Below are 16,191 nucleotides of genomic sequence, written 5' to 3'. Positions count from 1 at the left end.
CCTTCGTCTCGCTTGCCTGTGCGGAGAGAGACGAAGGAATCAGACTAAGTACCAGTATAACAGATAGCGATTTCTGGTATTTCAACGGCCTTCCTCCTTACAATACGAATAATCTCGTATAGTATGACCTTAGGCACGCTGAAATATTTGAGTATCACGGTTCTTTCTGATTAGGTTCCCATGTTATACAGAAAATAAACGATCAGGAAAAAGGCGAAACAAATGAGCAGGGTAGCAATAAGCGCCATTCCACGTCTCAGTCGATCCGGGATAGAATTGCGTCCCAGAATAAGCACAATACCAAGGGAGAAGGCAAGGATAATAAAAATGACGACATTGCTTGAGTCAAGCTGCATGGGTTAGACCCCTTTGAAGGCAGCCATCAATTGACGCCATTCATCCTCACGGTTCTCAAAATCTGCTTTTGGAAAACGGCGTTCAGCCCAGTGCATTAAGGCAGGACGACTAAGGAAAGTATGGCATTCTTCGCCCCACTCTTCCGAAATTTCTCGCAGTACGAGATATTTGCCTTGAACTTCAACGGTCATCATATTCCACTTGTCTGTTTTGTATATTTCATGTTTTTTTATCATAGGTAGTCTCCAAACTAACGGTTTTGGTAAAATGATACCGTACCCTACGATTCAAAGCAAATTTTTTCGACATTTATGGAAAGATAAATTGCAAAATGGAAGCCCATACAGTATAATGAGGGTATTCGCCATAGATGGCGATATTTTTAGGAGGTTTTTCATTTGAAAGGTACAGTTAAATGGTTTAACGCAGAAAAAGGCTATGGCTTTATTTCAGTTGAAGGCGGCGAGGACGTATTCGTACATTTCTCCGCAATCCAAGGAGACGGCTTCAAAACATTGGAAGAAGGTCAAGCGGTAGAATTCGAAATCACTGATGGAAACCGTGGTCCTCAAGCAGCTAACGTAAACAAACTGTAAGAATTTATCCGGTCAACGGACTTCTTATACATGATAAATTTGTAGCTGAATATTAAGAACCCAAGCACAGTCCCCCAAGGGAGGCTGTGCTTTTTTTGATTCTCAATTTACGATGTAAATCACGGTTGAAGATGGTGCGGGTGCGTTCAAGACACACGATTGGTCATGCTGGACCATAACTTTAATCCGAAACCGATCAGTGCAGCCAGAGAGAACGCCATAGCGGTGAGATAGAAGGTTTGTCTGCCCGCGTGTTCCAGCAACAGTCCACCCAACGTTCCACTAAGCAGTCCCGAAGCACTGGACCAGACAATAGTGAACAAAGCCATACCCGTAGCCCTGTAACCGTCCGGAACCAGACGAATGATATAACGGACTGCCGTAACGTAGAAAATACCGAAGGTCACACTGTGCATCGTTTGAATGGCAACGACAGCTGCCGGTGTATCGGATATGGACATCAGAAGCAAACGAACCGTGTACATCAGCGCAGCGAAAGCAATGAGCGGCAGTTCCTTATAACGGTTTCCATACTTGCTGAGCAGGAGAAATATGGGAATCTCACTTACAGAAGAGATCAGCAAAGACCAACCGATCAGCCCTTCACTGGCACCCAGCTCTTTCAGCGTGATGGTAAGAAAAGCTTCGTTCATCCGATGTCCCATGGCAAGCAAAAATACACAGCCAAAAAAGGTGAGTACCTCTCTGCGTTTCAAAATAGCCCATAGCCCCGATAGATCCATTTTGCTGCTACTTCCCGAAGGTTGATCCTTCAATTGAAAACTGATTAACAGTGTAGTGGCCGCAAGACCAACGCAAACCCAGATCGTCCAGGCTGGACCAAAAGATCCAAGGAAATACCCGATACTTAATGCAAAGAAGGCATATCCGATCGATCCGAAGACTCGAATGGAGGTGAAATTTCGACCGTACTTGCTGGCCGTTGTAATCGCCATCGTATCAGAGAGTGGATAGACCGGATAATAGAAAAAGTAAAACAGGGTGACAAGTACAAATACCTGACCGAAGGTTGTTGCATTGGCGAGCATGACTCCTGTAATCAATTGACCACCAAGCAGAATGATCATCACTTTGCGTACTGTTTGGTAACGGTCGCTGGCCATGCTCCAGAACATATTGGAGAACACGGAGATGAGAGGGCCAATGCCGTAGAGATAACCAATCTCAGCCCGACTGAAGCCAAGATGACTGAAGTAAAGCTGGAAGTAGGAAACCACTAGAACGGTGGAACCGAAAATGGTGAACATGAGAGCCCGCAGCCAGTTCTGATCCGGGCGGGCGTTGTGACCTAATTTCATGATGAGAGACTCCAATCCTGATAACAGTTCAATAATTTTATTACCCTTTTAGGGAGGGTGATTTACCAGTAGGTGGTGTGGACATTGTAGGTTCTTTCTGCGTGCGTCGGATGACAAGCCAAACAATAGTAAGTTCGGCGAGCAGGCCAAGGGATTGCGCTACAGCGCCAATCATGCCGTTCCACGCAGGGAAAATACTAACCAGTATAAGCAGCACGATTACCGTGCAGATTGCATTCGCCGTTTGCGAACGAAACATCGTTTTTGTCTGACCGCGAAGCAGAATGATGCCATTGCTGAAATCCAGAAAAGGGAAGATCAGCGGAAATAACACGAACGCACGCAGTGTCCACAGGCTTTGTTTCAACAGTTCGCCCTGAACGCTCATGACATTTTCGAGTACCCATGGTCCCAAGGGGGTATAGGCAATCGACACCATCATGGCAAACGGAATAAATCCGGTGACCAGTGCAAATTTTCGTACCAGTTTGGCGTCCACAAGGTAGAAATTGAGCACGATCTGATGAATGTATGTAAAGAAGCTTAGCATCAACTGCATCAGACTGCTTGCTATGGCAAACGATGAAATGGCCAGTGCAATCCCGGTCGTTTTGCCAAGTACGATGTTAATGACGGGGCCTATAAACAGGGCTACAAAGCTGGATAGCAGCAGCGGTTTATAGAAGCGAAATACGTCTCCCCTGCTCTCAACGGGATGATCCTCAAGTTTGGCTGGCATCTTGCGCTTAATGCTGTTTCCCTCCAAAAAGCTGACCAGCGCCTCAATCATCATGCCCGCAGCAAAAATGATAGCGCCTACACGTCCACTGTCAATGCTGTCTGTGTAGATGAAATACAGGGATAGGCCGTACATGCCGGCTAAACGGAATATCATGCCGATGGTTAACCACTTGGTTCGGTTATTCGTAATGATGATCCCCTGATAGATGTTGCGGATCACTGAGAAGATACTCACATACATGAGAATTTCATATACGTCGATGACTTTGTTCAGCAGATCAGGACTTACACCAAACAGATATTTGAACACCCCGGTACCCACGGGAGAATATACGATCAGAAAACCAATAAGAAGTACACAGGCAAGAAATATTTTGGTCACAAACGTGAGGGCCTGAAAGGATAGGCGATCGCGAACCAGTGCGGAACAGGTTTGCCGCAGCAGGGTGGAGGGGCGTTCCGTGAGGGTTAACAAGCTACCGGCGATGGCATAGCTGGCAATCACCGTCTCGGGATGAGCGGAACGTGCTAATGTACTGTTTATAATGACGTGAGAAATGGTGACGAGAGAGGCGGAAATGCCAAGTGGCACAAAAAAAGAAAATAACCGTCTCCACGAAAGTGATTCACTTGACGACATGTCAACGACTCCTTTGATGGATGAAATATGCCTAGTATATCACAAAGCTTTGAGCGCGGATGCGATTTTTTGCGCGGAATATGCGGCAGATCATTTGTACAATTAAGGGGATCATATTATAATAGGAATGGTTAAAAATCGCTCTAATACGTATTCAACCAAGTGGAGGCACATTTATTTTGAGCCAATCAAATCGAAAACGTCATCAATATCCGCGTGGACCGCTGGCATTGATGAGAGGGGTGTACAAATACACCATTCCGGAAACACGGAAGGCATTGAATGGATGGCGTGCTCAGGCTGAGGCAATTCCGAATGAGGAATTGCGTACGCAGGCACTTGCCAGTCTAAAGGATAAACAGTTTCACTGTGAAGGCGGAACCGTCTACGCGTTAGCTGATTTGCCCAACAGACACATTCTGATTCCGCTGATCGTTTCATATCAGACTATTAGTGATTATTTGGACAATCTGTGCGACCGCAGCACATCGATGGACCCGGATGACTTTCGTCTTCTCCATCAATCTATGCTTGATGCGGTAGATCCCGAAGCAATTCCCGTCAATTATTATGCCCTCCGTGAGGAGCAGGATGACGGTGGATATCTGCGGAATCTGGTGACCACATGTCAGGAACTGACCCTTCAGTTACCAGGCTATGCGTCCGCCAAGCCCCAAATTCAGGATCTGGCAGGCCTATACACGGACCTGCAGGTATATAAGCATATCAAGCCGGAACTGAGAGAAACGGCACTGCTCGAATGGTGGTCGAAGCATCGTCATCGTACACCTCAGTTTCGTTGGAACGAATTTGCTGCTGCGACTGGCTCTACACTGGGCGTTTTCATGCTGTTTCTGGCTGCGAGTGACGATCAGTTGACTGAAGAGCAAGCGGCCTCGATCCACACGGCCTATTTCCCACATGTATGCGCATTGCACATTATGCTCGATTATTTAATTGATCAGGATGAGGACCGCATCGGGGGAGATCTCAACTTCTGCAACTATTATGAGAATGTAGAGACCATGCTGGACAGAATTGCTTTTATTGTGGAGATGGCACGCAGCGATGTGCAGAAGATCCCGGGAAGCTCCTTTCACCGGATGATCATCGAAGGACTGATTGCCATTTACCTGTCTGATCCCAAAGTCAGCGAACAGCAGGAAGTTCGCGTCGTATCCAAACGTCTGATGAAGAAGAGTCCGATGACGAGAATATTTTTCTTCATTTTCAGTCGCTGGATACGGAAAAATATGTAAGTCAGGTGTAATTGCGGAGCCTGAAGTGAAACTAGAGGAGGAAGAAACATCATGACAGCAGTAAAGAAAATCGCAGTGTTAACGAGCGGTGGTGATTCACAGGGGATGAACGCGGCCGTTCGTGCGGTTGTTCGCAGCGGACTGTTTCACGGTCTCGAAGTATATGGAGTTCAACGTGGATACCAAGGTCTCTTGAATAATGACATTTTCCCAATGGATTTGCGGAGTGTAGGGGATATCATCCAACGTGGGGGAACGGTTCTTCAATCGGCACGTTGCAAGGAGTTCTACACAGCTGAAGGCCAGCAAAAAGGTGCGGACATTCTGCGTGCACGTGGCATTGACGGTCTGGTTGTTATCGGTGGAGACGGTTCCTACAACGGAGCAAACAAACTGAGCAAACTGGGCATTAACACAATGGGTCTGCCAGGAACAATTGATAATGATATTTCATTCACCGACTATACGATCGGATTTGATACAGCTGTAAGCATAGTAGTTGACGCAGTAAACAAATTGCGTGATACGATGTCTTCACACGAACGTTCTTCCATCGTTGAAGTTATGGGTCGTCACTGTGGGGATATTGCTCTGCATGCCGGACTTGCTTCGGGTGCTGAAACCATTCTTGTGCCGGAAGTTCCGTTTGACATGGACGAAGTGGCAGATCGGATGAAAGCTAACTTTGCACATGGTAAACGTCACAGTATTATCATCGTTGCAGAAGGCGTGGGCAAGGGTGAGGATGTGGCGAAAGAACTGATGGAACGTTGCCCGACATATGAGCCGCGTGTAACCGTTCTGGGTCATATTCAGCGTGGGGGTACGCCAACACCTTTCGACCGTAACTTGGCGAGCCGTCTGGGCGACTTCGCTGTTCGTAGTCTGATCGCAGGCGAGACAGACAAAGGTTGTGGCATTATCAAGGGTGAACTTACCCTGACGGATATTGATAAAGTCGTTAACACGAAAAAAGATTTTGATATGGAGACTTACGAGCTTGCACAACGTTTGTCCCAATAATTCGATTCAAAAACAAAGAGCACAATCCCGCATGAACGAGGATTGTGCTCTTTTTGTTGTTTTACGTTTTTACGGAAGTGAATATTAATGTTACGCCTTGCGCAGTGCGGCATGTTTTTGTATCCGAAAGAGTCTCCAGAGAAGCGCTGTTGCTCCTACAGCAAGGCCGGCAATGAGTCCGATCCAGTATCCAAAGGCACCGAGAGAAGTATATGTAGCCGTTAGATAACCAACAGGCAAGCCAATAATCCAATAAGCTATGAACGTAATGATTAGTGCCGGATTCACATCTTTGTAGCCACGCAATGCTCCCTGGGTCGGTGTAGCAATGGCATCCGAGATCTGAAAGAAAATGGCGTAAATGAGGAAATGCTGCGTAAGTGCAATGACCTCTCGATCGTTTGAGTACACACCTGCAATCTGTTCACCGAACACAATCAACACGATGGCTGTCAGCAGGGAGAGTCCGATGGCTCCACCAATGCCGAGCAGACTGTACTGTTTGGCATCTTTCAGACGCCCTGCACCTGCCTCAAAACCTACAAGGATCGTAAGAGCCATACATATGCTCACAGGCAGCATGTAGAGCGTAGAAGCGAAGTTCAGAGCCGCCTGATGGGCAGCGATCGTTGTGGTATCAAATCGGCTCATCATTAAAGTCACCGCAGCGAAGATGGACGTTTCGAAAAAAGTCGCGAATCCAATCGGAACCCCGATCTTGAGTAACTCTTTCCATTTGGCAAGGGATACGCGGGTCCACTGACGGAAAATACCGTATTGGGCGAAAGGCTCCATCCGATGGACAAAAAAGAGACTAATGAGAAAGATGAGCCAGTACGTACAAGCTGTAGCGACTCCAGCACCAACGCCGCCCAATTGGGGAAAGCCCCAGCGGCCGAATATCAGCAGGTAATTCAGTAAGATATTAACGGGCAGCGAGACCAGTGTAATGAACATTGTCGTTCGCGTCTGGCCAAGTGCATCCATGAAGCTGCGCAGCACGGTATATCCGAAGAGTGGGATAATGCCAAAAGCGAGTGCACACAGAAAATAAAAGGCCACTTGGGCAACGTGAGGCTCCAAAGGCATTCCGTTTAGTATAGGGCCAAGTAACAAGGCCCCGGCTCCGATAACGACTAGACTGACAGCAATGCCAAGATACAACGCCTGTATGACGTTATATCCGATCTGATCATTACGTTTGGAACCTAACAGATGAGATACAACGGGGGTTATGCCAATTAGAATGCCGCTTAGTCCAGTTTGAACTGGCATCCACAGACTTGTGCCAATCGCAACACCTGCAAGGTCGGCCGGGGAAAACTTGCCTGACATATTCGTATCGAAGAACGACATGGCAGAGAGGGCGATTTGAGTGGTGAAGATGGGCAAAAATATAATCAGGAATTGCTTCACTTTTTGTGAAAAACTTGTTGTGTTCATGTTCACTGGCAGTGCCTCGCTATTCTAAAGTGATGTCATCCAAGTGTCATATCTGGACAGCTATTCATTGTAGTGGATTTTGTCCGATTTGAATAGGGACAGAAGCAGAAGAGAGGCACAATCGAGAAAGGCAAGCATAAAAAACCTCGTTCCGCCTGAAGCGGAGCGAGGTTGGATGAATACAAAGATATGCAAAAGTGCGGATTACTCATATTGTACACCAGATGTATAACGATTGGACGCATTCCAGAGCAGATATTCATGCACATCCATGTCTTTCATCGCTCTAATTTGGTCTTCCACTTGTTTCTTGCCGTACTTGATATAATGCCCACTTCCGAGCCAACTTGCCGTAAAGTCCTGAATCCACGGACGAATGACGGGTTTGAGCTCTTTGGTAGGGTCCAGTTTCTTGTGTGTGTCTTCCATGGAGCCCTTGATGGTGGTGTAAGGATCTTTGTCAGGGTCCTTCACTCCATACCATCCCGTTGAATAGTGACTAGGGTATACCATGGGTGAGATGACGTCCACATTTTCGGATATTTTCACAAAATCTTGTCCGATGCCTTCAGCTGCAGGTACAGAAGCGGCATAACCGAAAATATCCACTGAGACACGAACACCTAACGGCGCGAGCTCCTTGCGTGCATATTGCACGAATTCAGCCACAACATCGACCCGTGACTTGTCGGACTTGGTATATTTCAGTACATCGGCCCGAGTTTCGAAACCTTCCGGGAAACGAACGTAGTCGAATTGAATTTCTTTGAATCCAAGTTTGGCTGCTTCCTTTGCAATCTCGATATTATAGTCCCACACTTCCTTGCTGTACGGATTCACGAAGCTGTCGCCTTTGCCATTGGCCCAGACGGATCCATCCTTATTTCGGAAGGAAAGCTCTGGATTCTTCTTGGCAAGAATCGTATCTTTGAATACAACGACACGTGCGATCGGGTAGACATCGTGTTTTTGCAGCCGTTTCATCAAGGCATCGATATCCCGAATAAAGGGTTGGGATTTGCCCATTTTCTGTAGCGCTTTGTTTTCTGTGGGATAAGTTATGTATCCGAGATCGTCTTTGATATCAATGACCATGGCATTCAGTTCGGTACTGTCTGTCAGTTCCAGCAATTCTTTCATACGTGCGCCGCCAGCGCTGTAGGCTGTGACGTAAATACCTTTGACCACAGGTGCGTCAGGTTGAGGATCCATTTTGGCAGGTGGGTTATCAGCATCAATAACGACCTGATCTTTTTGAGATTGGAAGATTGCGGTGTTAAAACTGTTGGTTAACGATTGGAACTGGGGGTTTCCCTGATCCGCTGCTGCGGGGGTACCACCAAAGCTTCCAAAGGCCATAGCCAATAAAGCCAAAAACATGTTCATTCATTTCCACTCCCTTATGTGCATTCCATATATGAATTATACATTAAAGCCTCCGGGCTTTTAACCATATTAAGCAAGTAATGAAACACATGGAAAAAATGAAAACCGCTTCCTGCAGAGGAAATCCCCTGCAAAAAGCGGCGTGATCAATCTGAAAAAAATTATTGAATGTAAATCTCATTTTGATGCTCACAAATACTGTACTGAATGATTTCCATTGCGTCTCCCTGTTCCAGGATGCCCAGCCCATCCCGGAGGACAATCAGTGAGTCGAGTTCATTCGGTTTCAAGAAAGGGAGCATTTCCGGGCACCATCTGTTGACAATTTCAAACAGTTTTACCGTTTCCATATCCACATTAATCACCCTTTCCTACTCGAATTCCAAAATGGTAAGTCATTCGGTGCATTCGGGAAAGCATATGGCCTGTGAAATTGAAGGGTTGAACCTGCTATACAACATATTTAGGAGCCGTACACCGTTATTATACCACAATGTTGTGAATTGTTAACCGTACAGGTGTCTTAACTTCTGCGAAATGAGCCCATAACACCAACCGTTTCCACTATGTTAACAAAAGCATTTGGATCGGTATCCTTGATAATTCGTTTAATTTCAACCAGCTCGTAGCGGGTGGTAACGGTCATGAGCATGTCCTTTTCAATATCCGTGTATGCTCCCTGAGTCTTAATTTTGGTAACTCCACGAGGCCGAACAAGTAATTTTTTCAACATGGCTTCGGTTTCGTTTGTGATAATATACAGGGTTACCTTGACGTGACTGATATGGATCAGATCAAGCACCTTGCCCGTGATGTAAATGGATACCATGGAGGCCAACGCTGTATTCCAATTGTCACTCAGGTATCCTGCAAGCATAATAATCGAACCGTTCATGCCGGCCATCACTGTACCAATCGGAAAGTCTCGTTTACGTGTGAAAATGGACCCAACAATGTCGAGTCCTCCCGTGGAGCCGCCGACGCGGAAGGAAACGCCAGTGCCCATTCCAATGAGTACACCGCCAAATACAGAACTAAGCAAAGGGTCTGTAGCCACAGCAAAAACAGGCAGAAGCGCAATGAACCAAGAAGTGGCTGCTACCGAGAGAATACTTAATGTAATGAAACGACGTCCAAGAATAAACCAACCTGCAATGAGCAGGGGAATGTTAAGAACAAAATACATTATACTAAGATTCAACGTTGTAAAATAACCCAGAAGCATTGAAATACCGGATACCCCGCCGCTTAAAAGCTGATGGGGGACCAAGAACCAGTTAAAGCCGCAAGCAATAGCTGCGGCACCCAAAATGATCACTAAAGAGTGCCAAATTATTTTGGGCAATTTAATCACCTCATTTATATTTAAAACCAGATTGCTGGTAATCTTGAATTGTTTTGTGATATAATGATTTGTGGATATTCTTGAGTAGGAAACTTTTCCCAAATGGAACGATAAAATTTGAAATGTTTCAAACACATGTATGTAGTTTTAGTCTTATGTTGGGGACCCATTCATGGAATTATAATCGTTCGTGAAAATAATTTGCCCAGTTGGGATACCCTATAAATATTAACGCTACTTAAGAATACAGACAACAAAGTGGATTGTCCACCATGTCCACCATATAAAAGGAGTATGAATAATTTTGACAAATTTAAATTTCACAGATTTCAATCTTGAACCGCTGGTGCTGCAAGCCATCACTGAGCTCGGGTTTGAAGAAGCAACACCAATCCAATCCAAATCAATTCCTTTGGCGCTTGAAGGAAGAGACTTGATTGGTCAAGCACAAACGGGTACTGGTAAAACAGCTGCATTCGGTATTCCATTGATCAGCAAAATCACTAAAAGTGACGAAAAAATCCGCGCCCTCATTATGGCACCTACACGTGAACTTGCAATCCAAGTTGCTGAAGAGATCGAAAAACTCACTCGCTTCAAAGGTCTGCGCTCCCTGCCAATCTATGGCGGACAAGATATCGTTCGTCAGATTCGCGCACTGAAAAGAAAACCACAAATTATCATTGGTACACCTGGACGTCTCCTTGACCACATCAACCGCAAAACAATCAAACTTGATGATGTACAAACTGTTGTATTGGATGAAGCAGATGAAATGCTCGATATGGGTTTCATGGAGGATATTCAGTCTATCCTGAAACAAGTACCAGACGAGCGTCAAACGATGCTGTTCTCAGCAACAATGCCTCCTAACATTCAAAAATTGGCTCAACAATTCTTGAACAACCCTGAACACGTATCTGTAATTCCTAAACAAGTAAGTGCACCATTGATCGACCAAGCTTACATTGAAGTTCCTGAGCGTCAAAAATTCGAAGCACTTAGCCGTTTGCTGGATATGGAATCTCCTGAACTGGCGATCGTATTCGGACGTACCAAACGTCGTGTTGATGAATTGGCTGAAGCTCTGCAAAAACGTGGATATTCTGCTGATGGTCTCCATGGTGACCTTTCCCAGAATCAACGTGATACAGTAATGCGTAAGTTCCGTGACGGCAGCATTGATGTACTCGTTGCAACAGACGTAGCTGCACGTGGTCTCGATGTATCCGGCGTAACTCACGTTGTGAACTTTGACCTTCCGCAAGATCCGGAGAGCTATGTTCACCGTATCGGTCGTACAGGTCGTGCGGGTAAAGAGGGTGCTGCTTGGTCCTTCGTTACACCGCGTGAGATTGATCACTTGCACTTCATTGAGCGTGTAACACGTCACCGTATTCCACGTAAACCACTGCCAACAATGGCAGAAGCTGTTGAAGGAAAACAACGTTTGACAGCAGAACGCTTGCTGGAAATCGTACAATCGGGCGAATTGAACGAATACAAAGGTATCGCGATTCAAATGCTTGAGCAATATGATTCTGTTCAACTGTTGTCGGCTGCTCTGAAGCTCCTGACAGGTGACAAAAAAGATGCTCAAGTTGACCTGACTCCTGAAGATCCAATCCGTGCGAAGCGTCGCAAACCGGATGTTCGCTCTGGCGGACGTAAACCATCTGGCTATAGCGGTAACCGCAGCAGCGGCAGTGGTGGTGGCTACAACCGTGATCGCAACAGCGGTGGCGGCGGACGTGGTGGCTACAACCGTGATCGTAACAGCGGCAGCAGCACTGGTGGCGGAAGCAGAGAAGGTGGTTACAACCGTGACCGCAAACCTCGTCCAAGCTCCAACGAAGGACGTCGTCCAGCAAAAGATTCCTCTTTCGAGTAATATAAATGTGTGAACTTGAAATGGAGCAGGCAACTGCTCCATTTTTTTTATTTTTAGATGGCTATTTTCTTTTTTTCTGATTATGCAAAGCACTGGTCAAAGGCGGAGCTGATCTCTTTTCGGGAAGTACTGGCTTTTCCTATCTATAATAAGGTATATTAATATTAGACTTCAGGTAATACGCAAGGCTGCGGAGGAGGAGAAATGTTTGGAATTTAAAGGAGCTATGGGTGGGATCTACCGGCTTACAGAGTGGATTACGAGACTGGCCGCAACCAATCTGTTGTGGGCTATTTGTTCGTCTCCGTTCTTGTTTTTCTTGATTATGAAACTGCTTGTTATGCAGCAGAACCTCGCCAACGAATCATTGCAAATGAACTGGGCTATAGCCATTGTGGCACCGCTTACACTATTCCCGGCGACGTCGGCGCTGTTTACGGTTGTTCGTAAATGGAATATGGGAGATACGGATGTGCCAATCTTCCGTACGTTCTTTGTAGGTTACAAAGAAAACTACAAGCAAAGTTTAATCGGGGGCATTTTTTACACATTGTTGTTCGCGATCATGTATCTGGATTATACGGTGTACATGACCCAGTTCCGCAACATGCAGCTCGTGGGAATCATCATGCTTGTGCTGCTTCTCTTGTTATTTGTATCACTCTTTAACTTTTTCTCAATGGTTGTGCATTATCACATGTCCATTGGACTCATTATCAAAAATGCAGTACTGTTAACGCTGATCAGACCATTCCGTGTATTTTCCACATTGCTGGGAAGCGGACTACTGTTCTACATTGGTTTCCGTTATCCGGTATTGTTCGTCTTCTTCATTATCAGCATCATTGCCTGGTTCGCGTTCTTTAACTTCTACGCAACCTTCAACAAAATGCAGGAGCAGATGGAAAAGATGCAGTTGAAGAAGGAAGAAGAGGAAGCTGCTGCGCTGGCTGAACAATCAGCAGAGAATGGTGAAACATCTGAGCCATCAGACGACAAAAACATTACATTGCAAAAATAAAACATGATGAATCGCCATTTACTTTTTACACAGTTAGGGATATAATAATTGTACATCCTGCGATGTACGTTTCGGTTATTCGTTGTTTTGAACCAATGATGATGTCTTCGGGAGATCAACACAGAATGTTGCTGAAAAGCCCTGTCTATACGACATGGGGACTTCAAAAAGCATTTTTGCGGTCACCCACCTGCCAAGCAGGTTCATAAGACAATGTAGCCGGACGGCATAGGCGGGTTCCTAAATTTTCATGTACAGCACCCTGACTTTCCCTCTTCTGAAGGAATCTCAGGGTGTTTTTAAGTTGTGATGATTGTTTTTGATTGGTTTTGTGATAAATATGATGCTTACCCTTTTGTTACTACTTGAACAATGTTACACTTAGATACATAAATGGAACGGTTACAATCAAAGGAGGAAGGGTCTTGACCTTAAAGAGAACGCTCGTCGGTATCATCCGCAGCATGGAGGGGACCAGCGATCGAGCCAAGGATCCCAAATTAAAAACACGGTATTATAACTTATCTAAAGACAGAGCTTGGGAAGAGGTTTCTTCAACACTCAAAAAAATTCCGGGTTATAAAGTGCTGCACGAAGTTCCTTCTGTTGGAGAAGTTATACTGGAGAAGCGGACTACCTTTGGACGGACGATGGATATTACAGTTTCCATTATCTCGGTAAGTCCTGTTCGTAGTGCGGTGGATATGTATTCAGCTTCACGTGGTTCGCTTGGAGATTTGGGTTCGAATTATCGCACGATTATGAACTTATTCTCCGTACTGGACAAGAAGCTAAGCAAGTATAAAGCGAATGATTGAAATAGATGATAAATAACAAAAAGCGAGTGAAGGTTAACCTTCCTCGCTTTTGTTCTGAACGTGTGGTAACTTCTACAGCAAAGCTTTTACAGCAGCAATGGCTTGTTCGAAGTTAGGGGAGTCTGTCATTTCAGGCAAATACTCCACATATGTAATCCGGTCTTCGGCATCCAAAACAAAAATGGAGCGCATGTCGAGTTGGAATTCTTTGATCAGAACGCCGTAGTCTTCACCGAAAGAACGTGTTTTGTAGTCTGACAATGTAACTACGCGGTCGACACCAGCTGCCCCGCACCAACGGGCTTGAGCGAACGGGAGGTCAACGCTTACTGTCAAGACAACAACATTGTCTCCCAGTTCTCCAGCTTCAACGTTGAAACGACGAGTTTGCGCATCGCATACGCCAGTATCCAGGGAAGGAACAACGCTGATTAATTTGATTTTGCCTGCGTAGTCTTTCAGGGAAGCATCTTCAACCAGGTTTTTGCTCAGGGTAAAATCAGGTGCTTGATCGCCCACTTTCAGTTCGGGTCCGATCAATGTAATAGGGTTGCCTTTGAATGTGGCTGCGCCTGTACGTTCTTGTGTCATAATAATGTTCCTCCTTATAAATTGGTGATCCGTGCCAAAATCCATTATAATCTTTTATGAAAGGCATTGTCCAATTCGGACATGTACCATTACGATGGATCAGAGATTAAGTCCGATCTGAACAGGGTGGAGTGAAAGAAGAAATTTATGATATTTATTCGCTATGAGAACTGGAAAGGTTATCTGAAGTATTTCCCTTTGACGTCGATTTTTTTAATTGCCAATGTTGTGATGTTTATTGTGTTAACGGTGAACGGTGGCTCAACGAACAATATGGTGCTGCTGAAATTCGGGGCACTTACGAATCATGAACTGTTCGCACAGGAGTGGTGGCGTTACATTACATCGATCTTCCTGCATGCGGGCTTCAGTCATTTATTGTTTAACAGCTTTGCGTTAATTGTATTTGCACCACCAATGGAACGTTTGCTCGGGTCGGTAAGGTATGGTGTATTGTATCTGGGTGGTGGTGTATTGGGTAATATCCTTGCTGTTGCATGGTACAACTCGATTGGAAGTATCACCATCTCCGTAGGTGCTTCTGGAGCGATCTATGCCGTCTATGGTGCATTCCTGTATGTAGCGCTGTTCCAGCGAACGATGATGGACGAGGCTTCGCGCAAAACGATGTACACGCTGCTTTTGTTCGGGATCATATTCTCTTTCGCGATGTCGGGCATCAATTGGATGGCGCACCTCGGAGGATTGTTGGGTGGATTCTTTATTTACGGACTGTTGATCAGGTTGTGGAAACCTCGCAGCTTAAAACGGTAGTCAGAACGTTCTCAAGATGGAATGCAGTCAGGGATAAGTAGGGTATAACAGATTGGAGCGATCAGGACGAGTGGAATTAAGACAGTTGCATTACTTTTTGAAAGTGGCACAAAAGGAACATGTAACACAGGCTGCTGAAGAGCTGCATGTGGCACAGTCGGCGGTGAGTCGTCAGATTCATCAGCTGGAAGAAGAACTGGGCGTGGACCTTTTTATGCAAAAGGGGCGAAACCTGCAGTTGACTGCAGTAGGACAGCTTTTTTGCAAACGAATTGAAGGTATATTAAAAGATTTGGACAAAGCAGTCGGGGAAGTTCATGAGTTTCTTGACCCGGAGCATGGGGAGATCCGCATTGGATTCCCGCATAGCCTGGGGATTCATCTCATTCCTTCCGTTGTAGCTGCTTTTCGTCAGCGCTACCCTAACGTGAAATTCAGATTCAAGCAGGGGATGTTCCCTACATTGATTCGTGACGTGTTATCGGGAGAGGTAGACTTGGCATTCATTTCTCCTTTTCCAGAGAAGCATGATCAAGTGGCTGGTGATATTGTACTCACGGAAGAATTACATGCCATCCTTCCTCCGAATCACCCGTTAGCTGGTGAAGAGACCATTGCGCTTGAACAACTCAAGGATGATAAATTTGTATTGTTTAGCAAAGGTTATTCTCTTCGTCCTATTGTGTGGCATGCCTGTCTGGAAGCTGGTTTTACACCCAAAATTGCTTTTGAAGGGGAAGAGACCGACACGATCCGCGGATTGGTCGCTGCGGGCATGGGGGTCAGCCTCCTGCCTGAGATGGCGCTATTCCAGACAAACCCGTTGCAGCCGGCACATGTCGCTATCTCCCATCCAAAAGTAACACGGACCATTGGGTTAATTCACCGTGCGGATGACAAGTTGCCGCTGGTTGCCCAGTCCTTTCGTTCATTTTTGCTTCATTATTTTGGTTTACAACAGAACAATACCCCATCCGATTAACGGTG

Annotated in this window: 17 protein-coding genes and 1 other RNA gene; 9 read left to right on the top strand and 9 right to left on the bottom strand. The window is 45.7% G+C overall.

All coding sequences use genetic code 11. The annotated features are described in order from the left end of the window. Positions 1–170: 170 nt before the first annotated feature. Both ACX9NY_RS13455 and ACX9NY_RS13450 read right to left on the bottom strand, forming a co-directional pair. Entirely contained in the window at positions 171–356 is a 186-nt protein-coding gene (locus ACX9NY_RS13455) for a hypothetical protein (protein ID WP_047842378.1), read from the bottom strand. 3 nt (positions 357–359) lie between these two features. After that, the gene (locus ACX9NY_RS13450; protein WP_017689395.1) at positions 360–593 is read right to left on the bottom strand and encodes a hypothetical protein; all 234 of its coding nucleotides are present in this window, start codon (positions 591–593) and stop codon (positions 360–362) included. A gap of 162 nt (positions 594–755) precedes the next feature. Between ACX9NY_RS13450 and ACX9NY_RS13445 the strand changes: the two genes are divergently transcribed. Continuing rightward, entirely contained in the window at positions 756–953 is a 198-nt protein-coding gene (locus ACX9NY_RS13445; protein WP_017689394.1) for a cold shock domain-containing protein, read from the top strand. A 146-nt stretch (positions 954–1,099) separates the two neighbouring features. On the opposite strand, the gene ACX9NY_RS13440 is transcribed toward ACX9NY_RS13445, so the two are convergent. Continuing rightward, the gene (locus tag ACX9NY_RS13440) at positions 1,100–2,272 is read right to left on the bottom strand and encodes an MFS transporter (protein ID WP_339241166.1); all 1,173 of its coding nucleotides are present in this window, start codon (positions 2,270–2,272) and stop codon (positions 1,100–1,102) included. Positions 2,273–2,312: 40 nt separating this feature from the next. Continuing rightward, entirely contained in the window at positions 2,313–3,653 is a 1,341-nt protein-coding gene (locus ACX9NY_RS13435) for a polysaccharide biosynthesis protein (RefSeq protein ID WP_342572505.1), read from the bottom strand. A gap of 179 nt (positions 3,654–3,832) precedes the next feature. Between ACX9NY_RS13435 and ACX9NY_RS13430 the strand changes: the two genes are divergently transcribed. Both ACX9NY_RS13430 and pfkA read left to right on the top strand, forming a co-directional pair. Then, entirely contained in the window at positions 3,833–4,912 is a 1,080-nt protein-coding gene (locus ACX9NY_RS13430) for a tetraprenyl-beta-curcumene synthase family protein (RefSeq protein WP_472478852.1), read from the top strand. A gap of 51 nt (positions 4,913–4,963) precedes the next feature. Then, positions 4,964–5,935 carry a 6-phosphofructokinase gene (pfkA, locus tag ACX9NY_RS13425; protein WP_253433325.1) on the top strand — a complete coding sequence of 324 codons (972 nt, stop codon included), beginning with the start codon at positions 4,964–4,966 and terminating at the stop codon, positions 5,933–5,935. A gap of 90 nt (positions 5,936–6,025) precedes the next feature. On the opposite strand, the gene ACX9NY_RS13420 is transcribed toward pfkA, so the two are convergent. From ACX9NY_RS13420 to ACX9NY_RS13405, 4 genes are all read right to left on the bottom strand, one after another. Then, positions 6,026–7,378 carry an MATE family efflux transporter gene (locus ACX9NY_RS13420; protein ID WP_339243000.1) on the bottom strand — a complete coding sequence of 451 codons (1,353 nt, stop codon included), beginning with the start codon at positions 7,376–7,378 and terminating at the stop codon, positions 6,026–6,028. Between the two features lie 204 nt (positions 7,379–7,582). Then, positions 7,583–8,764, bottom strand: coding sequence for a putative glycoside hydrolase (locus tag ACX9NY_RS13415; protein ID WP_472478850.1), 1,182 nt, complete (start codon positions 8,762–8,764; stop codon positions 7,583–7,585). A gap of 161 nt (positions 8,765–8,925) precedes the next feature. Then, positions 8,926–9,114, bottom strand: a complete 189-nt coding sequence (locus ACX9NY_RS13410) for a hypothetical protein (RefSeq protein ID WP_029880762.1) — start codon at positions 9,112–9,114, stop codon at positions 8,926–8,928. A gap of 173 nt (positions 9,115–9,287) precedes the next feature. Next, on the bottom strand, positions 9,288–10,109 hold the full coding sequence (locus ACX9NY_RS13405; RefSeq protein ID WP_091017520.1) for a YitT family protein: 822 nt from the start codon (positions 10,107–10,109) through the stop codon (positions 9,288–9,290). A gap of 304 nt (positions 10,110–10,413) precedes the next feature. Between ACX9NY_RS13405 and cshA the strand changes: the two genes are divergently transcribed. From cshA to ACX9NY_RS13385, 4 genes are all read left to right on the top strand, one after another. Further along, positions 10,414–12,000 (top strand): degradosome RNA helicase CshA, encoded by a 1,587-nt coding sequence (cshA, locus tag ACX9NY_RS13400; protein ID WP_339241176.1) that lies wholly within the window; start codon positions 10,414–10,416, stop codon positions 11,998–12,000. 208 nt (positions 12,001–12,208) lie between these two features. Next, positions 12,209–13,021, top strand: a complete 813-nt coding sequence (locus ACX9NY_RS13395) for a YesL family protein (protein WP_017689383.1) — start codon at positions 12,209–12,211, stop codon at positions 13,019–13,021. 51 nt (positions 13,022–13,072) lie between these two features. After that, a non-coding RNA gene (gene ssrS, locus ACX9NY_RS13390) (6S RNA) lies at positions 13,073–13,264 on the top strand. Between the two features lie 182 nt (positions 13,265–13,446). Beyond that, entirely contained in the window at positions 13,447–13,839 is a 393-nt protein-coding gene (locus tag ACX9NY_RS13385) for a DUF1499 domain-containing protein (RefSeq protein WP_017689382.1), read from the top strand. A 72-nt stretch (positions 13,840–13,911) separates the two neighbouring features. Here the strand turns inward: ACX9NY_RS13385 and tpx are convergent, their stop codons facing one another. Beyond that, positions 13,912–14,430 (bottom strand): thiol peroxidase, encoded by a 519-nt coding sequence (tpx, locus tag ACX9NY_RS13380; protein ID WP_339241177.1) that lies wholly within the window; start codon positions 14,428–14,430, stop codon positions 13,912–13,914. 147 nt (positions 14,431–14,577) lie between these two features. Here tpx and ACX9NY_RS13375 point away from each other — a divergent pair, with 147 nt between their 5' ends. Together ACX9NY_RS13375 and ACX9NY_RS13370 are read left to right on the top strand one after the other, a co-directional pair. Then, entirely contained in the window at positions 14,578–15,204 is a 627-nt protein-coding gene (locus ACX9NY_RS13375; RefSeq protein ID WP_253433339.1) for a rhomboid family intramembrane serine protease, read from the top strand. A gap of 70 nt (positions 15,205–15,274) precedes the next feature. Continuing rightward, positions 15,275–16,186 carry a LysR family transcriptional regulator gene (locus ACX9NY_RS13370; protein WP_339241179.1) on the top strand — a complete coding sequence of 304 codons (912 nt, stop codon included), beginning with the start codon at positions 15,275–15,277 and terminating at the stop codon, positions 16,184–16,186. Positions 16,187–16,191 lie beyond the last annotated feature (5 nt).

It is taken from the genome of Paenibacillus sp. CB74, assembly GCF_055687625.1.
This window is presented reverse-complemented; position numbering and strand designations above follow the sequence as displayed.

What these genes read in the sequence shown, in the direction of transcription:
- ACX9NY_RS13410 (WP_029880762.1), bottom strand. Translation starts at nt 9,114, where the DNA reads ATGGAAACGGTAAAACTGTTTGAAATTGTCAACAGATGGTGCCCGGAA.
- tpx (WP_339241177.1), bottom strand. Translation starts at nt 14,430, where the DNA reads ATGACACAAGAACGTACAGGCGCAGCCACATTCAAAGGCAACCCTATT.
- pfkA (WP_253433325.1), top strand. Translation starts at nt 4,964, where the DNA reads ATGACAGCAGTAAAGAAAATCGCAGTGTTAACGAGCGGTGGTGATTCA.
- ACX9NY_RS13455 (WP_047842378.1), bottom strand. Translation starts at nt 356, where the DNA reads ATGCAGCTTGACTCAAGCAATGTCGTCATTTTTATTATCCTTGCCTTC.
- ACX9NY_RS13440 (WP_339241166.1), bottom strand. Translation starts at nt 2,272, where the DNA reads ATGAAATTAGGTCACAACGCCCGCCCGGATCAGAACTGGCTGCGGGCT.
- ACX9NY_RS13450 (WP_017689395.1), bottom strand. Translation starts at nt 593, where the DNA reads ATGATAAAAAAACATGAAATATACAAAACAGACAAGTGGAATATGATG.
- ACX9NY_RS13415 (WP_472478850.1), bottom strand. Translation starts at nt 8,764, where the DNA reads ATGAACATGTTTTTGGCTTTATTGGCTATGGCCTTTGGAAGCTTTGGT.
- ACX9NY_RS13375 (WP_253433339.1), top strand. Translation starts at nt 14,578, where the DNA reads ATGATATTTATTCGCTATGAGAACTGGAAAGGTTATCTGAAGTATTTC.
- ACX9NY_RS13435 (WP_342572505.1), bottom strand. Translation starts at nt 3,653, where the DNA reads ATGTCGTCAAGTGAATCACTTTCGTGGAGACGGTTATTTTCTTTTTTT.
- ACX9NY_RS13420 (WP_339243000.1), bottom strand. Translation starts at nt 7,378, where the DNA reads ATGAACACAACAAGTTTTTCACAAAAAGTGAAGCAATTCCTGATTATA.